General features: G+C 71.3%; 20 protein-coding genes. 8 read left to right on the forward strand and 12 right to left on the reverse strand.

All coding sequences use genetic code 11. From position 1 onward, the window contains the following. Positions 1 to 4: 4 nt before the first annotated feature. The 3 genes from ACWDOP_RS34615 to ACWDOP_RS34625 are packed head-to-tail and all read right to left on the reverse strand — an operon-like array spanning position 5 to position 4,144. On the reverse strand, positions 5 to 1,519 hold the full coding sequence (locus ACWDOP_RS34615) for a tetratricopeptide repeat protein (protein ID WP_456348460.1): 1,515 nt from the start codon (positions 1,517 to 1,519) through the stop codon (positions 5 to 7). Between the two features lie 7 nt (positions 1,520 to 1,526). Continuing rightward, the gene (locus ACWDOP_RS34620; protein WP_456348437.1) at positions 1,527 to 2,585 is read right to left on the reverse strand and encodes a hypothetical protein; all 1,059 of its coding nucleotides are present in this window, start codon (positions 2,583 to 2,585) and stop codon (positions 1,527 to 1,529) included. Continuing rightward, complete coding sequence (locus ACWDOP_RS34625) at positions 2,582 to 4,144, reverse strand: hypothetical protein (RefSeq protein ID WP_456348461.1); 1,563 nt, start codon at positions 4,142 to 4,144, stop codon at positions 2,582 to 2,584. Before ACWDOP_RS34625 ends, ACWDOP_RS34620 begins: the two co-directional genes overlap by 4 nt. Positions 4,145 to 4,291: 147 nt before the next feature. Here ACWDOP_RS34625 and ACWDOP_RS34630 point away from each other — a divergent pair, with 147 nt between their 5' ends. Both ACWDOP_RS34630 and ACWDOP_RS34635 read left to right on the forward strand, forming a co-directional pair. After that, positions 4,292 to 4,834: a lipoprotein LpqH gene (locus tag ACWDOP_RS34630; protein WP_454201325.1), complete on the forward strand. Its 543-nt coding sequence runs from the start codon at positions 4,292 to 4,294 to the stop codon at positions 4,832 to 4,834. A 124-nt stretch (positions 4,835 to 4,958) separates the two neighbouring features. Then, positions 4,959 to 5,744: a hypothetical protein gene (locus ACWDOP_RS34635; protein WP_456348438.1), complete on the forward strand. Its 786-nt coding sequence runs from the start codon at positions 4,959 to 4,961 to the stop codon at positions 5,742 to 5,744. Positions 5,745 to 5,835: 91 nt separating this feature from the next. On the opposite strand, the gene ACWDOP_RS34640 is transcribed toward ACWDOP_RS34635, so the two are convergent. Genes ACWDOP_RS34640 through ACWDOP_RS34665 form a run of 6 tightly spaced genes read right to left on the reverse strand, consistent with a single transcriptional unit; the run spans position 5,836 to position 12,362 of the window. After that, complete coding sequence (locus ACWDOP_RS34640; protein WP_456348439.1) at positions 5,836 to 7,227, reverse strand: DUF6882 domain-containing protein; 1,392 nt, start codon at positions 7,225 to 7,227, stop codon at positions 5,836 to 5,838. A gap of 35 nt (positions 7,228 to 7,262) precedes the next feature. Further along, on the reverse strand, positions 7,263 to 8,114 hold the full coding sequence (locus ACWDOP_RS34645) for an STM4011 family radical SAM protein (protein ID WP_456348440.1): 852 nt from the start codon (positions 8,112 to 8,114) through the stop codon (positions 7,263 to 7,265). 4 nt (positions 8,115 to 8,118) lie between these two features. Next, complete coding sequence (locus tag ACWDOP_RS34650; protein ID WP_456348441.1) at positions 8,119 to 9,450, reverse strand: STM4012 family radical SAM protein; 1,332 nt, start codon at positions 9,448 to 9,450, stop codon at positions 8,119 to 8,121. Then, a complete protein-coding gene (locus tag ACWDOP_RS34655; protein ID WP_456348442.1) occupies positions 9,447 to 10,289 on the reverse strand; it encodes an STM4013/SEN3800 family hydrolase in 843 nt (280 codons plus the stop codon). Before ACWDOP_RS34655 ends, ACWDOP_RS34650 begins: the two co-directional genes overlap by 4 nt. After that, positions 10,276 to 11,415, reverse strand: a complete 1,140-nt coding sequence (locus tag ACWDOP_RS34660) for an STM4014 family protein (protein WP_456348443.1) — start codon at positions 11,413 to 11,415, stop codon at positions 10,276 to 10,278. The genes ACWDOP_RS34655 and ACWDOP_RS34660 overlap by 14 nt, the downstream gene beginning before the upstream one ends. Beyond that, positions 11,412 to 12,362 (reverse strand): STM4015 family protein, encoded by a 951-nt coding sequence (locus ACWDOP_RS34665; RefSeq protein WP_456348444.1) that lies wholly within the window; start codon positions 12,360 to 12,362, stop codon positions 11,412 to 11,414. Before ACWDOP_RS34665 ends, ACWDOP_RS34660 begins: the two co-directional genes overlap by 4 nt. Before the next feature lie 186 nt (positions 12,363 to 12,548). On the opposite strand from ACWDOP_RS34665, the gene ACWDOP_RS34670 reads away from it, so the two are divergent. Further along, on the forward strand, positions 12,549 to 12,866 hold the full coding sequence (locus ACWDOP_RS34670; RefSeq protein WP_456348445.1) for a hypothetical protein: 318 nt from the start codon (positions 12,549 to 12,551) through the stop codon (positions 12,864 to 12,866). A gap of 42 nt (positions 12,867 to 12,908) precedes the next feature. Further along, entirely contained in the window at positions 12,909 to 13,955 is a 1,047-nt protein-coding gene (locus tag ACWDOP_RS34675; RefSeq protein WP_456348446.1) for a DUF6745 domain-containing protein, read from the forward strand. Between the two features lie 71 nt (positions 13,956 to 14,026). On the opposite strand, the gene ACWDOP_RS34680 is transcribed toward ACWDOP_RS34675, so the two are convergent. Beyond that, positions 14,027 to 14,494 (reverse strand): hypothetical protein, encoded by a 468-nt coding sequence (locus tag ACWDOP_RS34680; protein ID WP_456348447.1) that lies wholly within the window; start codon positions 14,492 to 14,494, stop codon positions 14,027 to 14,029. Positions 14,495 to 14,636: 142 nt separating this feature from the next. Then, entirely contained in the window at positions 14,637 to 15,212 is a 576-nt protein-coding gene (locus ACWDOP_RS34685) for a TetR/AcrR family transcriptional regulator (RefSeq protein WP_456348448.1), read from the reverse strand. 722 nt (positions 15,213 to 15,934) lie between these two features. Between ACWDOP_RS34685 and ACWDOP_RS34690 the strand changes: the two genes are divergently transcribed. The 3 genes from ACWDOP_RS34690 to ACWDOP_RS34700 all read left to right on the forward strand — a co-directional run bounded on the left by ACWDOP_RS34690 (position 15,935) and on the right by ACWDOP_RS34700 (position 18,859). Continuing rightward, complete coding sequence (locus ACWDOP_RS34690) at positions 15,935 to 17,560, forward strand: DEAD/DEAH box helicase (protein WP_456348449.1); 1,626 nt, start codon at positions 15,935 to 15,937, stop codon at positions 17,558 to 17,560. A 298-nt stretch (positions 17,561 to 17,858) separates the two neighbouring features. After that, a complete protein-coding gene (locus ACWDOP_RS34695) occupies positions 17,859 to 18,305 on the forward strand; it encodes a MarR family winged helix-turn-helix transcriptional regulator (RefSeq protein WP_456348450.1) in 447 nt (148 codons plus the stop codon). 95 nt (positions 18,306 to 18,400) lie between these two features. Then, a complete protein-coding gene (locus ACWDOP_RS34700; RefSeq protein ID WP_456348451.1) occupies positions 18,401 to 18,859 on the forward strand; it encodes a hypothetical protein in 459 nt (152 codons plus the stop codon). A gap of 9 nt (positions 18,860 to 18,868) precedes the next feature. Here the strand turns inward: ACWDOP_RS34700 and ACWDOP_RS34705 are convergent, their stop codons facing one another. Beyond that, the gene (locus tag ACWDOP_RS34705; protein WP_454201339.1) at positions 18,869 to 19,411 is read right to left on the reverse strand and encodes a YaeQ family protein; all 543 of its coding nucleotides are present in this window, start codon (positions 19,409 to 19,411) and stop codon (positions 18,869 to 18,871) included. A gap of 70 nt (positions 19,412 to 19,481) precedes the next feature. Between ACWDOP_RS34705 and ACWDOP_RS34710 the strand changes: the two genes are divergently transcribed. Beyond that, entirely contained in the window at positions 19,482 to 20,285 is an 804-nt protein-coding gene (locus tag ACWDOP_RS34710; RefSeq protein ID WP_456348452.1) for a transglutaminase-like domain-containing protein, read from the forward strand. The last annotated feature ends 73 nt before the right edge of the window (positions 20,286 to 20,358 follow it).

Consider the following 20,358-nt stretch of genomic DNA (forward strand, 5'->3'; position numbering starts at 1 on the left):
GCATTCACGACGTGACCACGCGATCGTCGCGGAGGCGGCGGCCGTAGCGTTGTTCGGCGGCGGCGATCCAGGGGGCGAGGGCGAGGTGGCCGTCGGGGGCCACCGCCACGTGCGGGGGCGGGGCCACCGGCAGGCCGGCGCCGGCCGCCACGGCGGCGAGCGCGCTGCCCAGGTGCAGGGCGTCGGCCACCGCGGCGGCGGGCGGGGACGGGGGCGCCATGGGCTCGAGCAGGTTCAGATGATGGGGAACCGGGGTGGCGGCGGCGATCCGGCCGATATCGAGGGTCGTTCCGACGCAGCTGGTTTCGATCAGATCGGCGATCAGGCGGGCATCGCCCGCGAGGTAGGCGTAGCGGAAGGCGACGCGCAGCGCGGGATCGGCGATGCGGCGGCTCCAGGTTTCGCGCTGCGGGCCGTCGGGGAGTTCGTAGCGGACCGCGTCCAGGGCCAGGGCCGCGGGCACGGCCAGATCGACCGCGCGGGGCAGCAGGGCGGGATCGGCCTCGAGCAGCGGTTCCAGCAGCCCGGCGTGCCAGTAGTCCAGCTGGGCGCAGTGCAGACCCAGGCCGTGGCCGGCGTAGGTGGCGCGGGCGTCGGCCAGGGCGCGCTCCCCGTCGGCGTAGCGGTGCGCGGCGAAAGCGACCATGGCCGAACGGGTTCGGACATCGGCGGCGTCGATGACCGCGCCCGACTCCTCGAAATGCGCGAGCGCCTGCCGATACCGGGTCTCGGCCAGGTTCAGGTCCGTCCGCTGCTCGGCGATGAAACCCATGACCTTCCAGCCGATCCCGGCCCGGTAGGCGACCCCGGTCTCGTCGAAGTACTTCTGCGCGGCCAGCAGCAGCCGTTCGGCCTCGTCGAACCGACCGGACCGCGAATGCATGATGGCCAGATTCTGCGTCGTCTCGGCCACCCCGGAACTGTCCCCGGCGCCGGCGAACGCAGCGAGCGCCTGCCCGGCGAAATCCTCGGCCAGTTCCCAGCGCCCGGTCTCGAAATGCGCGGCCGCCAGGTTCATCAGCGGATGCCCGGCCTGCGCGGGGGCGTAATGCTCCGCGGCGGACAGCGATTCGTTGCCCAGTTCGATCGCGCGCGACCACTGCTGCCGGTGCAGCGCCAGCGCGGTGGCCGAGACCAGCCCGGCGAAGCGCAGATCCGCGGGCGCGTCCGGGGCGGCCAGCACCGCCCGCGCCCGCTCCATGGCCTCCTGCGCGCCGTCCAGATCCCCGAGGTGCTGCAGCGCCTGCGACAGGTTGATGAGCGCGACCGGTCGCATCCGCGGCGCGTGGCCGGGCATGCGCGCCAGCGCTTCCCGGAATCGGGTCACCGCCTCGGCGTGCTCACCGAGCTGATCGGCGACACACGCCGCGTCGACCAGTGCGCACAGCGCGTAATCGCCCGGCTCGGTCAGCACCGCCGCGTCGAAGATGCGCAGCGCCTCGCGCAGATCCCCGCGCACCATCGCCTCGGCCCCGGCCCGCAGCGCCGGCGACTCCTCGGGGCCCGCACCACTGGTCATGGGCACGTCAGAAGTCCGAATCCTCAGCGGCGGCGGCGATTTCGGCCAGCAGCGGCGCGTCCCTCTGCTCATGGGCGCTGACACCGGCGGCGTGCCGCAGCCGCGCCGCCGCGAAGTCGCGGATCCGCGACCGCAGGTCCACCGAGGCGTCCCCGGTACGAATGCCGAAGCCCGGCACGTGGATATCGACGTGGACCGGCGCGCCCGCGGACGACACCGCCGCCGCGCCCACCCATGCCCCACCACTGGGCGTCAGGGCGGCCTCGACCAGCGTGCCGCCGGAATCGATACGCGCCCAGGGCCGCAGGTACGCCGCGACATCCCCGGGAGCCTCCGGCGCGGCGGCCGCGCTGACCGCCACGGTCGTCTCCCCGCCCGCGCGCACCACACGCCAGGACACCGCCCGCTCGGAGGCGTCCACCAGCCCGGGCGGACAGTACCGCCAATCCCAGCCGCCGCGGCCGCGCGCCAGGACCAGCGCACCCGGCTGTTCGCCGTCCGACCCGGCCGCCAGCGCGTAATCCGTTGCCCGCGGCAGGCTTTCGACCGGCGCGGACACCGCGGGTACGACGGCGTCGGCGCCGTCCACCAGGAACTCGCATTCCTCGGTGAGCGCGGCGATGTCCCGGTCCAGCAGCCCCGGATCCAGTGCCGGGATGGCGTCGATAGTCGAGGCCGGCCACCACCGAGATGCCCAGTGCGCGTACGCCAGCCGCCGCGCACTCGCGGCCAGCGCGGGCTGCCCCGGGTCCGCCGCGGCCGTCGACGAAGCCGTGAACCCGTCCGGCGACGCGGCGCTCGATTCGCCCGCCGTGAGCGCGTCGTCCAGCGCGAGCGCGATCGATTCCCCGTACAGCGCCCACACCCACTGCTGCGCGAGCTCGGCGTCGTCGATCACCGCCGACGGAAGCTGCTGCGGGACAAGCACATTCCACGTCAGGTGCCCGCCCGCGACCTCGAGAACCATGACATCGACCTCGGCCGTCGCATCGAGCGCGTTCGGCGCGCCCGGGGCCAGGATGCCCGTGAGCCCGTCCGCGAGCCGCCGAATCTCCACCTCGCTCATCCCGCCCTCGATTCCATCGGTTCCGCCGCGATCTCGGTCGTCGCCAGGGCGCGTTTGACGCGGGTCCGGTGGTCCAGGATCACCGACCGCGCCACCCCGTCGAGCACATCCCACAGCTCATGGGGCGCGTACACGGGGAATTCGCGCACGTCCCGCCCGTGCAACCGCACCCACAGCCGCCGCGAATACACCCGCCACGGCACGCGCAGCTCCGCCGCGATCGCCTCCAGCGGCCCGCTCGCCCCCTCCGCCCGCACCACCAGCCGCCGGGCCTGCAGCACGTAGGCTTCCCGCTGCCACCGCGCGTTGATCACCCGCGCGGCCGCCGACTCCCCTCGCCCGTTCCCGAGTGCCCGATCACCGTGGACCGCAACCACTTCGCCACCCGTACCGAGCACACCGCCATCCGGGGCCGCACGCACACCCGCTCCGGCACCGTCCCACCCCGCGCCATCCCGGGCCGGGCGGGATCTCGCACCGACCCCACCCCGCGCATCGTCCGGCGCGGTGGTCCCGCCGCGCTCGCCGGCCGCCGCCGGCGTCCCTGCCAGAGGCGCGCGCATCTCGGCACCGGCATGCCACCGATCGCCCTCCCCGCGCACGCCCGCACGGTCGGCGACGATCGGCCGCAGCTGTGCCGCCAGCACCGAACCGGCCGCGGCGGCCACGCGCAGCGACTCGTCCAGCAGCGACCACGGCGAGCACGCCCGCGCCACTTCCGCGGTCACCAGCTCCGGAATGGGCGGCAGTTCCGCCCGCTCGCTCGACGCCTGCAACACCGTGAACACGCGCTCGTGAATGGTCCGATCGAAGGGCAGGCCCAGGCTCGCCTTGGACGCCGAACCGCCCACGCCCGGCGGCTGCGGCAGCTCGTGCGCGGTGAGCCCGAGCTCCTGGGCCGCGTTCCCGTTCTCCGCCCGCCACATGCGGATTCCGCTGTGCGTGCCGACGTAGGCCGCGGTCAGGTCCTCGATGTCCACGTCGGGCTCGGGCTCGCCGAGACGGCCCGCCGCGCACGCGTCGAGCAGTTCGGCGAGCGCGATCGTCGGATCCGGATCGGGGCTCAAAGGCCGCCGCCGCCACGCCGTCGCGATGAGTTCGTCCAGCTCGCGCGCCTGCTCCGGGTCGGCCAGATACTCCTTGAGCGCCTGGGTGGTCCGCCCGGCGGTCATGTCGTGGATCTCGCGCAGCGCCGCCTCGGCCGCGGCCCGGTCCCGCACCGGATCGGGCAGGCCCGACACCGTCGCCAGCTCGAAGCACCGCTGGAAGTACAGGTCCTGGGCATTGCCCTCGGTGATTCGCAGGGCCCGCCGCACCTGCTTGAGCAGGGTGAACCAGGCCGCGGCCGCGCGCAGCACGTCCGCGGCCGCGAGCAGGCGCGTGGTCAGCAGCACCGCGCCGTCCGCGCTCAGCACCGACCCCGCGCACAGCGGATTCTGTACCGGCCGGATCACCAGCGGATCCAGTATCAGGTTCACGGTGCGGCGCAACGGCCCGCCGTGCGGCCCGCTCAACGCCTCGACACCGTCGAGGCGGCGCCAGACCTCGTCCAGCACCATCGCCCTCGGTCGTCGCATTCGCCCAGGCTAGCGGAGTTCTCGCCCCGATCACGCACCGAAAGTTGGTATCGGTAGGGCGTCGGCCGGTTTCTACGGTTCTCTCAACGGCTCCACCGGGGAGCCACCACAGAAGATCGAGGAAACACCATGAACACCAAGTCCGTTCGCATCGCCGCCGCCCTCACCGCCGCCGCCACCGCCGCCCTCCTGGTCACCGGCTGCAGCGACGACTCGGGCAGCTCCACCTCCAGCACCTCGGCCGCCACCGGCGCCGCCACCCCGGGCAACGCCGCACCGGCCGGAAAGTCCTCGGCCATCGTGGACGGCAAGACGCTGGACGGCACGTTCGACACCACCTGCGTCAAGCAGGGCGGAACCCTGGCCCTGGCGCTGACCGACACCGCCAACGCCACCTACGGCCAGCTCACCGTGAGCGCCACCCTGACCGACGACAGCACCGTGCAGGCGGTCGGCATCGCGGGCAGCAAGGGCGGCGACAACGGCCTGCCCTACGCCATCGGCTTCGGCAACGGCATGCCCGGCGGCTCGGCGAAGGTCGTCAAGGACGGCAAGACCTACACCGTCACCGGCGAGGGCGTCGGCACCCCGGACATGAGCAACCCGACCGCGGGTGTCAAGAACTCCAAGTTCGAGATCACCTTCGCCTGCTCCGACATCGTCGGCTCCTGAGGCAGAGGCCTTCCACCGGCCGCCCGACGCGGCAACCGCTCTGACAGCTCCACCCCGCTCGTGCCCGGCCGGGCACGAGCGGGCTCCCCCAACTCGATTCATCAGCACCGATCCCGAGGACATCATGAAGAACCAGATCCGCGTCGGGGCCCTCGTTTTCCTGGGCCTGTCCATCGCCTACTACCTGTTCCACGGCCTCACCTCCGATGACGTCTTCGGCTGGGTCGGCTGGCAAATGGCCCTGCCGATCATCGGATTCACCATCGTCCCCATGGCTTTCGCCTTCACCGGCGACGGCATCATGTCCGCCCTGACCGGCAACAACAGCGCCGAATTCCGCAACGGCCTGATCGGCCTTGGCACCGTACAGGGCATCAGCCACACCGGCGTCACCCTCAATGATCAGCCGCAGGTGCGGATCGATCTGCGGGTGGAGGGCGTGGACGGCAAGGTCTTCCCCTCGCACGCCAAGATGATCGTGCCGCTCACCGAACTGGCCCTGCTGCGCACCGGCGTGGTGCTGCCGGTGCGGTACCTGCCGGGCCGCACCGACCGGGTGGAGATCGACCACTCCGGTGACGCGGTCGCCGCCCAGGACGCCATGAACGCCGCGATGGTCCGCAAGGGCATCACCACCCCCGCCAAGCTCGACATCGCCCGCCGCGGCGTACCCGCCCAGGCGGTGGTCCGGTCGCTGTCGGTGCCCGGCGAGATCCGCGACGGTCACCCCCGCCTCGATCTCACCCTGCTGGTGACCCGCCCCGACGGCAGCATGTTCGAGGCCCGCACCGAGAAGTTCCTCCCGACCAGCCAGGTCGGCCAGGTCCAGATCGGCCGGGTGGTGCGGGTGCACTACCTGCCCGAGAACGAACAGGACCTGGTGATCTCCCTGCCCCTGAACGCCGCGTAACCGCCCCACCCCTACCGCAAGCGCCGCAGGCTCCCGCCCGCGGCGCTTTTCCGTGCGCGGATGACGTTGTGTGGCAGAGATATCTACCTCCTCAGAGGGGTATGCCGCCCACGAGGCCGTATCCGGCGCGGATCAGGGAGCCGTCGATCCCGAACTCGGCGCGCACCTCGTACAGGCCGAAGTGGGCCATCAGCAGCTCCGGCTCGGCGACGTACAGCACGGGCAGGCCGTGGTGCCGGAAGTAGCCGACGATCATCTCCCGCATGACGCTGTAGCGGTTGGCGGGGTCGGTGAGGGGGTTCACCACGTCCGCGGCGTGCTCGATCACCTGGCAGGCGATATCCGGATCGCTCGGGGAGACTTCGACATCCGGGTCCGTCACCGCGTAGCAGGAGTAGCCGGCGCGGCCGGGGCGGCGGTAGTACTGCAGTCCCCGCCCGTCCCCCAGCCGGACCGCGGCCGTCGCCAGCAGCGTCGCGAGATTGCGGGCGACCGGAGCGTGCGACAGGTCCACCCGGTCCGTGCTCAGCTGCGGCGCACCGTGTTCGACGGCCAGCGCGCGCACCGCGGCGCTGCCCGCCCAGTCGGCCGTCGCCCAGGTCCACGTCTCGGTCTCGGGGTCGAAGTGGCCGATCTCGGCGCCCCGCGGCTCCGCGTCGAACAGCGCGGGATCGCCGTAGCCCGGTGTGTCCCCGCGATGGCCGGCCACGATCGGCACCGCGGGCGCGAGCGCGGCGAGCAGCGCGTCCGGCACGAAAGGCGTTCCGCGCCGGTCGGGTTGGCTCGGCGCGGGGGCCGGCGCGAACGCCCGGCCGTCCGGGCCGAAGACCGCGACGTCGGCGATGGTGTCCCACTCGTCGATCTCGAACGCGAGGCGATAGTCCCCCGGCAGGGTCAGCTCGGCGATCTCGGGCGCGGGCGCGACGCGCACGGGCAGCCCGCGGCCGTGCGCGTAGCCGCTGATCACCGCGCGCGCACCGCCCCCGGGCAGCAGCTCCGCCGCGATGCGCAGGATCGAACCCGTCTGCGCCGGATCGGGTTCGGCGCGGGTCACGCTCTCGTCGTCGGTCACCAGGTAGGTGTAGGCCCGGCCGCCGTGATTGAACTTCGTCATGCCCCGCGCGCCGAGCGCGCCCATGCAGATGAGGGCGAGGTGATCGGCCGCCAGCTTCGGATCGTGGAAGCCGCCCAGATCCACCAGTTCGGTGGTGAACTCCGGAATGTCGTGCCGCAGCCCGATATCCCGCAGCCGCGCCGAGTGTTCGGCCCCCGGCCTGCCCGCGGTGTCGGGCTTGGCCCAGGTCCACATGAAGGTCAGGTCCTCGGCGAAACTCCCCAGTTGCCCCGAGCGCGTGAACTCGCGCTCGCCGATGCGCGCGATCCCGGTGATCACGCTGCACCCGGTCCGGCCCGGCGGAATCTGCCCGGAAAACCACATGTGCTGTTCTATCGCCCCGCCGAGTACCCCCCGTGCGAAGGACATTAGCGATTCGCTGAATGTGTCCACGTGGACGCAGACTAGCCGGACAGTCCGACGGGAATGCGCTCGAGGACGCCACCTGCGAAAACGTCGTAGAGCGGCAGGGTTTCGAGATGGACGTAGCCGATGTGGCAATCGCACTGCGCCAGTGGGCAGGCCCGGGGGCGCAGGGCTTCCCGATAGCTGCCGTCGTAGAGATTGCCGAGTTCGGCGGGGATGAAATGACAGCGGCGCACGGTGCCGTCCCCGTCCACCGAGATCACCGATTCACCGGTCCGGCAGGGCATTCCGGCCGAGGCGTGCGGGTGGCGGCTGTAGCCGAACAGCGGATCGAGTTCGGTCCAGGCCGCGGCCTGCGCGTCGGTCAGCGGATGTCCCTCGGGTGCGTTGACCCACAGGTAGACGTGCGAGGGTAGGTCCGCGCGCAGCCGCCGGGCGGCGGGCAGGTGGTCGGGGAAACCGACGATGCCGACGCTGTACCGGATTCCGAGCCGGGCCAGCTCCGCGCATTTACCGGTGAAGCGGTCGTAGGGCGTCTGATCCGGGTGATAGGTGCACCACAGCGCGAGGGTGTCCGGATCCGCGTCGGCCAGCCAGTCGGTGCGGCAGCTCAGATTGGTCTGGATCGCCACCCGCGCGACCTGGGGCAGCCGCGAGAGTTCCACGAGCGTGCGGCGATACCAGGATCTGACCAGGCCCTCGCCCCACGGGGTGAACAGGATCGAGAGCCGGTCTCCGTGCTGCTCGCCGACCCAGGTGGCGAACCGTTCCAGCGCGGCGCGATCCGCGCGCAACTGCTCGCGGGAGTCCCGGCGCTTGGCGAAGGGGCAGTACGGGCAGTCGTAATCGCAGGAGGCCAGCGGACCGCGATAGAGAATGGTCAGATCCACGGGCTCACTTCGCTTCGTAGGCCGCCATGGCCGCGTGTACCTCCGGGGAGAACAGCCGCGGGCCCAGGGCGTCGGAGTAGGCCAGTCCGTCGGCACTGAGCCGGAGCAGATCGGGGCCGGTTCCGGTTGCGAGCCAGCCGAATTCCTCGAACTCGGCGAGCTCGGCGGGGAAGTGCTCGTGCGGGGTCCCGCCGAAACGCGCGCGATACTCGGCGATCTCCATGCCCTGGGCCTGCAACAGCGATTGCAGCAGATGCCTGCGCCGGGCCTCGTGCTCGTCCATCCGGCGGCCGACCTCGGCGCGCGTGAAATCGACAGTCTCGGTGTAGGTGTCGATGATGCCACGCACCTCGCGGGTCTCCACGGCGTAGTCGAACGAATAGTGCAGCCCGGCGGTGTACGAGCGCGCACCACAGCCGAGCCCGATCATGCCGTCGGTCTGGCACGCGTAGTCGTCCGGACCGCTCGCCGCCGCGCCGACCCGCCGGAACATGCGCATGGAGGTTTGTTCGTAGCCGTTGTCCAGCAGGTGATCCCGGCCGATCGCGTACAGGCGCAGCCGCTGCTCGTCCCAGTCGGCCTCGCTGCCGGGCTGCGCGCGGCCCAGCCCGGTCAGCGGCCGCACGTACAGCGGATACAGGTACAGCTCCTCGGGCCGCCACGCCAGCGCGGCGTCCAGCGAGGTCAGCCAGCTCCGTTCGGTCTGCCCGTCGATGCCGTAGATCAGGTCGATGTTCAGGATCGGAATGTCCACCGCCCGAATTCTTTCCAGCGCGGCCTCGACCTCGGCCCGGCGCTGCGGACGCACCGCGGCCCGGGCCTCGGTGTCGACGAAACTCTGCACGCCGATGCTCAGCCGGGTCGCCCCGCGCTCGGCCAGCACCGCGAGCCGGTCGGCGGTGGCGGTGGTGGGCGAGGTCTCCACCGACAGCGCGATCTCCCGCAGGTCCGCGCCCATGCGCAGCTCGGCGATGTCGCAGAGCCGTTCCAGCTCAGCGGCGTTCAGGAAGGTCGGGGTGCCGCCGCCGAACGCGGCGGCGGCGAATCGCACCGGTCCCGGGCCCAGCGCCGCCCGCACCGCGCGGGCCTGCCGCTCGAGCGCGTCGAGGTAGCGGCCGGTCAGATCCTCGGGCGCGCCGACCCGGGTGAAGAGGTTGCAGAACCCACATCGGTACTCGCAGAAGGGGATATGGGCGTAGAGCGAGAGCGCGTCCTTGGGTTCGTCCGCCCACAGCTCCGCCAGCGCCGGCCGGTCCGCCAGCGGCCGGTACGCCGTCTTGTGCGGGTACCCGTAGACGTAGTTCCGGTAGGGCCGCGGCCGGGTGATCGTCCTCATGTGGCTGCCTCGAGAAAGAAGTGGGCGTAGGGCACCGTCCACACCGATTCGTGGCCGAGCCGGTGGCCGGTGAAACCGTCGTCGCCGTAGGCGGTTCCGTGATCGGAGCACACGATGGCGAAACAGCGCCGCCGGGCGCTGACCGCCGCGAACAGCCTGCCGATGTGCCGGTCCACGTATTCCAGTGCGGCGGCGTGGGTTTCCCGGGAGTCGCCGGCTTCGCGGGTGGCGCCCGGCAAATGGAACCAGTTGGGCTGGTGTAGCGCGGACACATTGACGAACAGGAAGATCCTGCGCTCGGCGGGCAATGCGGCGATGACCTGTTCGGCGCGCTCGATCTGCGCTTCGAAGGCGGCGGGCGCGGCGACCGAGAACTCCGGCTCCCAGTGGCTGTCCTGGAACAGATTCGGCAGTACCGAGCCGAGCGCGCCCTGCCGGTTGAAGAATCCGACCCCGCCCACGCACACGGTGCGATAGCCCTCGGCCGCGAGCGCGGACACCAGATCGGGGGTGTCGTAGACGTAGGTGCGGCCCGCGGTGGTCTCGCTGCCCGCGAACCGCGAGGCGAACAGCCGCGGGTGCGGGCCGGGCGAGGCGGGGGTGGGCAGGAAGCCGGCGAAGATGGCCTGGTGCGAGGCGTAGGTGAAACTGCCCGGCGCGTGCCGCCGTTCCCACTCGCCGTTCGGCAGGTGCCGGGCCAGATTCGGCAGCCGCCCGGCCGCGAGCAATTCGGCGGCGACATCGAAGCGCAGGGTGTCCAGGGTGACCAGCAGCAGATCGTCGCGGCCGATGACCTCGTTCATATCCGGCTGACCGGGGTGCGGGTTAGGCGCTGACACCTGATTCATTCCTCGTTCTGCGGGCGGTCTCGGTTCCGCGGGCTATCGCGTCGACCTGCGCATCGTAGGTGGTGCGGGTTTCCGCACCACTACCGTCCAGACCGGTCAGTCCGGGAAGCAGATCGCCGAAGGCGTTGACCTCGCCGATCGCGAACCGCCGCCAGCCGACACCGGGCAGCACGTCCACCCCGACCCGCGAACAGCCCGGGAAGCAGGCCGCGGCCCGCTCGGCCAGGCGCAACACCTCTTCCCACCGCCCGCCCGCGGCGTCGATGGCCGCGCGCGCCGCGCCCAGATCCCCCCGCGCACCGCCCAGATGCAGATTGGTCAGCGGCGATGCGCTGGTGCGCAGCACCGCGTGGGTGGCCCGCCCGCCGATCACCACCACCCGCAGATCCGCGCTGCGCCCGTCCTGCGACGCCTTGGGCAGCCAGCGTTCGACGTGCAGGCCGTCCGGAGCGAGCGCGTCGATGATGGCGGCCACCTCGAGTTCGGTGCGGTAGCGGCGCACGCGCAGCGTGTTGAACAGTCGCCCGTGCTCGTCCCGCTGCACCGAGGTCACGGCCTGTACCCGGCCGCGCCCGGCGGTCTCCACCGCCAGGACCCCCGAGGCCGAGGAGCCGTGTGCGAGTTTGACGAAGACCCGGCGCAGCCCGGAATCGGCCATCAGGGCTCGGATCTCGTCCCAGCCGAGAACGGCCGTGGAGCCGGACGTCGGCGAGAACGGCACCGGCACACCGGCCTTCGCCACCCGCGCGTGACACAGCCGCTTGTCGAACAGCACGGCGAGCTCGGCCGGATCATCGAGCAGCCGCGCGCCCGCGGCCCCGGCGCGTTCGCGCACCGAGTCAGCCGCCGCGCGAAACCCCGTGTACCACCGCGCGGTCCCCTCGACCCGGGTCGGATCGCTGACACCGCGCAGGATCCGCTCGACCTCCGGGTTCTCCCCCGGCGAATCGAAGCGCACCAGCTCCCCCGCCTCGAATTCGGCGCTCCCGCAGAGCACGTCGAGCCACGGCACCGGCCGCGCCGGCGGCAATCCGGCGCGGCGCACCGCGTCCCGGAACAGCGTGACGCGGCGGTTCTCCGGATTGCCGACGACGGCCAGGCGGGGTCCGGCGTTCACTCCGCCACGGCGGTGTAGCGCCGGAACCGAGAATCTTCCTCGTCCTCCTCGGTTTCGGCGCCGGTGAGATCCACGACGACCCCGGCCGGCTCGAGCGCGGCGGTGAGACGGGCGACCATCGCCGGGCCGATGAAGTGATGGTGCAGATCGAGTGCGCGCAGATGGGTCAGCGGCTGACCGGTGAGCAGCGCCTCCGCGCCCTCGTCGCCGAGGGTGCCCATCGACAGGTCCAGGGTGTGCAGCTGCGCGACGACCGGTGCCGCGGCGACCGCGACGGCGATCTGATCCTGAATCTCGCTGTTGCGCAGGCCGAGCGAGGTCAGTTTCGGCAGGCGCGAACCGGACAGGAACGGCTCCAGATCCGGCACCGTGGCGGTGGCCCCGTACCAGGAGGTACCGAGCCAGAGGTCGAGTTTCGTGAGTGCGGGGAACTCACTCGCGCCGATGCCCCGCACGACGTCCACACCGAGACCGCCGGTTTCCACCGTCAGCGACTCGAGGCGCGCGTGGGTGATCGGCGGGAACGACAGGTTCTCCCCGCCGCGCACGCCGAACTCGACGAGTTCGGGGTAGTTCTCCAGCAGCGGCGTCACGTCGCACTGGTGGATCCAGGAGATCTCGTTCTCCTCGTAGGTGATGTCGCCCAGGAAGATCGCGCGCAACGCCGGGAACGACTCCCGCGCCGCGATCAGCGCGGCCACCACCGGCTCGGAATCCTCGTCGCCCTCGCCCCAGGTGCCCACGATCAGCGCGCGCACCGCCGTGGTCTCGACCGCCACGAGGAACCGCGCGAACGCCTCCGCCCAGGTCTCCTTGGAATCCCACGCCTCGATGGCGATGCGCCAGGCCGTGCGATCGGCGGCCGGCAGTTCGGCCGTGGAGGTGGCATCGGGGAAGTCGAACACGGGCAGCCCGTGGAACTCCTGCAGATGGGTGGAAATGGCCATATCGCGGGCTCCGTACGCCTGTTCGGTGATGGTGGTCGAGGTGCGCTGCCAGTTCTACCAAGCCCGCCCGACAGCCCGGGGGCGCGGCCCCGGCGAAATTCCCGGGCGCCGCGAATTGTCGTACCCCGCCCGTACTTTCGTGAACGTGCCGAAGCACGGGGCGACGGCCGGGGAAGGGAAGAGTTCATGTTCCGTCAGGGAGACGTGCTGATCGCGCCGATCGCCGAGGAGTCCGTCGAGGCGCACGTGCGAGCCGATGCCGGGCTGCCGCGTGACACCCGGGGCCGCATGGTGCTGGCGCTGGGCGAGGTCACCGGGCACGCGCACGCCGTCGCCGCGCCCGGCAGGCTGATTCGCGCCGGCGCCCGGACCCTCATGCATCTGCCCGAGGGCGGGCGCCTCGTGCACGAGGAGCACGCCGCCATCGTGCTGCCCAAGGGCTGGTATCGCGTGGTGCGCCAGCGCGAGTATCTGCCCGGCGCCGTGCGCATCGTCGCCGACTGACCTACCCTGCTTCCGATTCACCGGCCACAGACGGGATTTCACATGCAACACATCGACGAGTGGCGCGCGGTCGCGGCCGCCACCGGTCCGGCCGACCGCGCCGCCGCCGAGGCCGCCGCGCGCCGGGCGTACCGCGCCGCCGGGCTCGCGGTGCCGACCCGCTACGTCTGGGTCGATTCGCCGCTGGCGGCCGTACACGCCATTCGCACGCTGGAACGGCGCGGTGACTCGGTGCGCGACGCGGTGCGCACGCGGCCGTGGGCGGCCGAACGCGAGAGCGCGCACCGGGATCTGGGTCCCGGCGGCTGGGCCGAGCTGTGGAACGCGACCGGCGCGCAACTGTGGGACACCACGCGCACTCTCACCGATCGCATTCGCGCGGGCGTGGTGGACGCGCTGCTCGGCCCCGCTCCCGAGGGCAGGCGCGACACCGCCGAGACCCGCCGGACGCGCGGCGCGGCGGTGAGCGAGATTCGCGGAATCCTGCTCGACGCTGTCCTGGGACAGCACGACGCGCCGTGGCTGGTGGCGTTCCACGAGCGCGGCGAACGCCTGGCCCCGCTCGCCGATCTGGCGCGAAACACGGGCTGGTGGTGGCCCTTCGAACACGTGGTGGTCTTCAGCGAGCGCCCGGTGCGGCTGCGCCGCGACGAGGCGGGCCGCCTGCACAGCGAGGACGGCCCGGCCCTGCGCTACGCCGACGGCTTCACCCTGGCCGCCTGGCACGGCATGCCCGTGCCCGACGGCTTCTTCGACGAACTGGCGTCCCTGACACCCGCGCGCATCCGCGCCGAGTCCAACGCCGAGCTGCGCCGCGTCATGCTCGAGCACTTCGGCTACGACCGGTACCTCGCCGAGTCCAACGCCGAGCCGGTCCATCGGGACGAGACCGGAATCCTCTGGCGCATACCGCTGTCCGACGACGAGGACGTGGCGATGGTCGAGGTCGTCAACAGCACCCCCGAGCCCGACGGCTCCTTCAACACCTACTGGCTCCGCGTGCCCCCGGACACGACGACCGCCAAGCAGGGCGTCGCCTGGACCTTCGGTCTCGAGGCCGACGAGTACGAGCCGCTGCGCCAGACCTAGCGCCCGAACGCACACGGCGGGCTCGGCATGTGCCGAGCCCGCCATGTCGCCGAAAGACTGTGCCCCGCGCGCTAATCGAGGGAACTGGTCCCCGAGCAGTTGATGGCCGGAATCGGGAACCAGCCGGTGTTGGTGACCGAGAGGTCCACGCGCAGCGGGCCGGTGCCGGTCGGGATGTGGGAGAAGTACACGGTGCTGCCGTTGCCCAGGGTGGCCTGGCCGTGCCCGGTCAGCGAACCGCTCGCGCCGGTGGCGAGGTTGGTCCAGGTGAGCGTCGGATGGGTGCCGTAGCCCCACAGGCTGCTGTTGCCGCGAATGGTGAACGAGGCCGTCCCCGCGGGCGCGTCGTAGGTGGGATCGACGATCACCTGTGCGCTGTACGGCATGTCGATCACGTTCGGGCTCAGGCCGACACAGCTCATATCCACCAGCTTGCCGACCGCGGCCGACGCGTCACCCGCGCCCGCGACCACGGTGCCCGCCAGCGCGCTCGCGGCCACCGCGACCCCGGCGATCAGCGACTTCTTCGAAACCCTCATGAATGCCCTTTCGTCCGAGCCCCGCCCCAGAAGTCCCGACTCTAGGAGCGGAGGGCCGGACGCGGTATCGGGCACATGCCCTATTCCCCGAGATTTGCTCGCGCGCGCCGGATTCGGCGAGCGCACCCGCGGCACCCGTGCCTCACGTCGCCGGAATAGCCCGGTCCACCAGGGTTTTCACCAGTTCGGCGGCGCGCTTCTCGTCGAAGATGCCGGGCAGGGTCAGGCGATCCAGGATGAGCCAGTTCAAGGCCAGATAGAGCATCACCACCGCCTCCTCGTCGCCGGGCAGAGCCGAATCGCGGTAGTTGGCGATATTGAAATCCAGGTCCGCGCGCACCCGTTCGGTCAGCAGCGCCTGGAGTTCGGGGCGGCGGGTGGCCTCGAGCCGCAACTCCAGAATCGCGAGATATCCGGTGCGGAACTGGGACACCCGCTCGACCACCTCGGTCATGAGTTCGGTCATGGACTCGCGCGTCTGCGGGCCACGCGATTTCGCCATGGCCTCTTCACCGGGGATGAGCCGCTCGTAGTAGCGATTCCCGACCTGCACCAGCAGGGCGTCCCGGCCCGGGAAGTAATTGGACGCCGTCCCCGCGGGCACGTCGGCTTCCTTGTCCACGGCCCGGAACGTGAGCCCGCGGGCCCCTTCCCTGGCCAGCACCTCGATCGACGCGTCCAGCAGGGCCTGCCGTCGCTCGGGATTCGTCCGAACCACTTGACACCACTCCATCCGTAGTACTACGTTTCAGTCAGTTCACGCAGAGTACTACATCTGAGGCGGTAACATGCGAAAGCAGCACAGCACCTTCCCCGCGCAGCTCGCTCACCAGCGCCGGCAGGTTCGCCCGCTGCCCCCGCGCAGCACCCGGAACGTCATGCCGCGACCGGGCAGGAACGGTTCGCGCTAGCGCCGGACGATTCGAACGGCGGAGCAGCCCACCACGATTGCCGATCGGTAACGGGCATCTCGCGGACCCCGATGGACCGGACAGACGGGCCAGTCGGGGGTGACATCGACTACGACGAAGGATCAGTGCGATGAACTTCATCAACGGCGTTTCCAACGCGATTGCGCAATTCCTGATGGGCGCGCCCCAGGACGTCGTCGTCGGGTGGTTGCTGTACGCAATCGGTATGTAGCGCCACCGGTTCCGGCCCGGCGGCCCGCACCCACGTGCGGGCGCCGGGGCCACGCGCCCGCGCCGGGCAGGGCGCGGGCGCACCGGCGTAGGGAGAATGCCGGACACGTCACAGCGATAGCGGGGAATCCGGCGAGGTGGGCTATGGTTGTGACTACCGAGTATTGATCTTGCATACTCCTTCCGTCGTGGATGTCTTCTCTTCGCGTCGGCCACGCAGCGCACTCAGCAAGGTACGGACGAACAGTCCTGTGACCGCTGCGGCTACTTCCGATGCTGAAAGGCACCCGTACTTCCTATGACGACTCCTCCCGTGTCCTTCGCCGCCCTCGGCGTGCGCAAGGCGATCGTCGCCGCCCTGGCGAAGAACGACATCAACGCACCGCTGCCGATCCAGGCCGCGACCCTGGCCGACAGCATCGCCGGGCGCGACGTGCTCGGCCGCGGCCGCACCGGCAGCGGTAAGACCCTCGCCTTCTCGATTCCGCTGGTCGAACGGCTCGCCGACGGCGCGGGCGCGACCGACCCGAGCCATCCGGTCGGCCTGATCCTGGCCCCGACCCGCGAGCTGGCGACCCAGATCGCCGCGGCGCTCGAGCCCATGGCCCGCGCCGTCGGGCTGACCGTGACCACCGTCTTCGGCGGTGTGCCGCAGAACCGTCAGGCCCGGGCCCTCAAGTCCGGCGTCGACATCGTCGTCGCGTGCCCCGGCCGGCTCGAGGACCTGATGAAGCAGCGCCTGGTCTCGCTGGACGCGGTCCGCGTGACCGTCCTGGACGAGGCCGATCACATGGCGGATCTGGGCTTCCTGCCCGGCGTCACCCGCATCCTGGCGGCGACCCCGGCCACCGGACAGCGCCTGCTGTTCTCGGCCACCCTCGACAACGGCGTGGACAAGCTGGTCAAGCGCTTCATGCGAAACCCGCTGTCGCACTCCGTCGATGAGGCCCACTCGCCGGTGCCGGACATGACCCACCACGTATTCGAGGTCAGCGGCGGCGGCGACGCCAAGCGCGACCTGGTCTACGCCCTGGCTTCGGGCGAGGGCCGCCGAATCCTGTTCATGCGCACCAAACATCACGCGCGCCGGCTGGCCAAGCAGCTCACCGCGGCCGGCATCCCGGCCACCGATCTGCACGGCAACCTGTCCCAGGCCGCCCGCGATCGCAACCTGGCCCAGTTCGCCGCGGGCACCGCGCGCGTCCTGGTCGCGACCGACGTCGCCGCCCGCGGCGTGCACGTCGACGACGTGCAGCTGGTCGTGCACGTCGATCCGCCCGCCGAACACAAGGCGTACCTGCATCGTTCGGGCCGCACCGCCCGCGCCGGATCCTCCGGCGACGTGGTCACGGTGGTTCTCCCCGAGCAGCGCAAGGACGTCGCGGTGCTGCTGCGCAAGGCGGGCCTGAACGTCAGCCCCGAGCGCGTGACCGCGCAGTCCCCCGCGGTGACGGCCCTGGTCGGCCCGATCGCACCCCTGGTCACCCCCGGAACCGCCACCGGCGCAGGCGATTCCGACGACCGCGATGTCGCGGGCAACCGCGGCCGGCGCCGCGGCCCCGGCGGCGGGCAGTCCGCCCGCCCGGCCAAGGCCCGCCCGGCGGGCGGCGGACGCGGCGGTAACGGCGCGGCTCGCGGCACGGGCGCCGGCAACCGCGGCGCGAGCACCGGCGGCGGTCGCACGACCGCGGGCGCCGGTCGCACCGCTACCGGTGGTGGCCGCACCGCGACCGGCGGCGTGCGCAGCCCCCAGTCCGGCGATCGTCGTGCCGCCGGTGCGGCCCGCTCAGACGAGCGTTCGGCCACCGCGACCCGCAGCACCGACGGCGCCCGCGCCCACGCGGGAGCGCCCCGCCGCCGGGCCTCGCGCCCGCAGTCGGCCGCCACCGGCGAGCAGCAGCGCCGCGGCACGCGCAATTACTGAGCGGCGCGCGTGAATTCACGCGCGCGGCACGAATGACAACGGATCGGGCCCGGCGATTGCCGGGCCCGATCCGCGTTTCCGACAGCATCGCCGTGAATTGCCGGGCCGCCCAACCACTCCGGTTACCCGACTGCCGCTCGCTTCGGCCCCGGCCGCACCGATCGATTCCGATGACCCCGGCTGCCCTGGCCCGCCGGGAAAGCACCGCCCAGGCCACCCGGCCGCGCATACGTCGAGTTGCCTTGCTGCACTGGCGTGCGGTTCGACCGCACGCCCGGCCGTGCGCGAAGATGACCGGATGACCTCCGAGGATTCGGCACAGCGCCCGCCGGTGAGCAGTCCGTCGATTCTGGTGCTGACCCTCGCCCGCACGGTCGAGACCGAACTCGCCGCGGCGCTCGCACCGCTCGAGCTGACGGTCAGCCGTCTCGGGCTGCTCGGCCATATCTCGGGGGTGCCCGGGGCGTCGTTCAGCGACCTGGCTCGGATGTCGGGTACCAGTGTGCAGAGCGTGCACACCGCGGTGAAGGGCTTGGTCGCCGCGGGGCTGGTGCGGGACCGGAACGCGCGGGCGGGTTCGGCCTCGACCATCGAGCTCACCGAGGCGGGAACGGCACTGCTCGGCGCGGCGCGCAAGGCCGTGGCCGAGGTGGACGGGCGGCTGTTCGGACCGGACTCGGACCCCATCCTGCGCCAGGTCGGCGCGGCGATTCTGGCCGCCTTCGCGAGCTGGACCGCCCCCTGACCGGGTAGCGCGCGCCCGCGCGGTGAGTTCCGTCATATCCTTCAACTTCATTGAAGCTCGAGGCTAAGCTTCAATCCACCTGAAGGATATGGGAGTTGGCCTTGCAGCATTTTCTGCTTTCGGTGCACGTGGTGGCGAGCATCGTCTTCATCGGCGGCTCGGCCGTCGCGACCAGTCTTTTCCCGCGCTACGCGCTCGTCACCGCGGGTGCGAACGCTACGGCGGACGAACCCTCGGAGCGCGATGCCGCGGTCGCCCGGCTGCTGCACCGCATCACCGGTAGGTACGCCGTGGCCGGAATCGCGGTCCCCGTCATCGGCATGATCCTGGCCTCGGTCCAGGGCCGCATGGGCGAAATCTGGATCACCGCGGCCATGGTCATCACCGTCCTGGCGGGCGTGCTGCTGGCCGTGCAGATCCACCCGATGCAGAAGGAGGCCCTCGAGACCCCCGACGACGGCACCCGCCTGCGCACCCTGGGCATGCTGGCCGGACTCTACAACCTGCTCTGGACGATCGTCGTGGTCCTGATGATCATCCGCCCCGGGTCCTGACCCGCGGCGCTAGCTCAGCGTCCGCTTCTCGATGACGGTCTTGAAGCTCGAGCCGTTGATGTCGAGGTACAGATCGCCCTCGGTGATGGAGAGCGACACCGTGTTGCGCCGCTCGATGGCCTCGACCGCCTTCTCGATGAAGTCCGGTTCGAAATTGACCAGCGTGATGTCCCGCGCCCGGTGAATCTTCTTGCCGCTGAGCTGCGCCAGCACCTTGGCCGGATCGTGGTGGGTGTAGACCGCGGTCCGGTCGGCGAGCTTGCTGCCCCGGTGCACGCGGTCCGCGTCGGGCGAGCCGATCTCGATCCAGGCCGTCACCCGCCCGGTCAGGTCCCGGACCAGCACGGCGGGTTCCTTGGTCGCCGACACGCCGCCGTCGCTGAAGGCGATGCCCTCCTCGTACTCCAGGCAGTAGGCCAGCAACCGCGTCAGCATGAACTCGTCGTTCTCCGAGGGGTGCCGTGCCAGCCGCAACTCCAGATCCTCGTAGACGCCGCGATCGACGTCCGCGAGCTGAACGGAGAAGTTGAACAAAGTCGCGCTGAGGGCCATGAGAAAGAAAGCTTAGTTGTATCGCGCCGGTACCCCACGGGGGCATGGCCTCGCCTGCGAGAATCGGAGCGTGAAGCGTGACGTCTCGGTTCTTCTCGACGTCGAGGTCCATGCCGAATCCCTGCTCGAATTCCAGATCGCGGTGGCCCACCAGCCCGGCGTCGAGGTGATCGAAACACTGAGCTTCGAACTCGGTGGCGCGCCACAGACAGCCAAGGAGGTGAGCGGGCCGCACGGGTCCCGGATCCACGTATTGCGCTGCGGTGCGGGCAATCTGCGGACGAACTACAGCGCGCGGGTCCTCGGCGCCGCCCGGCCGGAACCCGCCTCGGACTACGACCTCGCCCTGTACCTGCGGCCGAGCCGATTCGTGGAGTCGGACAAGATGCTCGGCTTCGCCGCCGCCGAGTTCGGCTGCGGCATAGACGATCCGGAGGTGCCCGGCCGGGTGGCGGCCTGGGTCGCCCGCCGCATCGGCTACCTGCCGGGCAGCAGCGCGCCCAGCGACAGCGCGGTGGACACCCTGCTGACCAGCAACGGCGTCTGCCGGGACTTCTCCCACCTCACGGTCGCGCTGCTGCGCGCGGTGGGCGTGCCGGCCCGCGTCGCCTCGGTCTACCCGCCCGGCTGCATGCCCATGGACTTCCACTCGGTCGCCGAGGCGTACGTGGGCGGCGGCTGGCAGGTGTTCGATCCCACCCGGCTGGCGCCGCGCTCGAGCCTGGTGCGCATCGCCACCGGCCGCGACGCCGCCGATATCGCCTTCCTCGGCAATCACGGCGGCGACATCACCGTCAACGGACTGTGGGTGCGCTCGTTCGTGGACGGCCCGCTCCCCTACGACGACCACATTCACCCGACGACGATCAATTGACCGGCGCCGGAACGGACACCGCGTTAACGACGACGCGGCGACAGGGGATCTCCTTGCGAAACACTCGCTCGTC

It is taken from the genome of Nocardia sp. NPDC003693 (genome assembly GCF_053981095.1).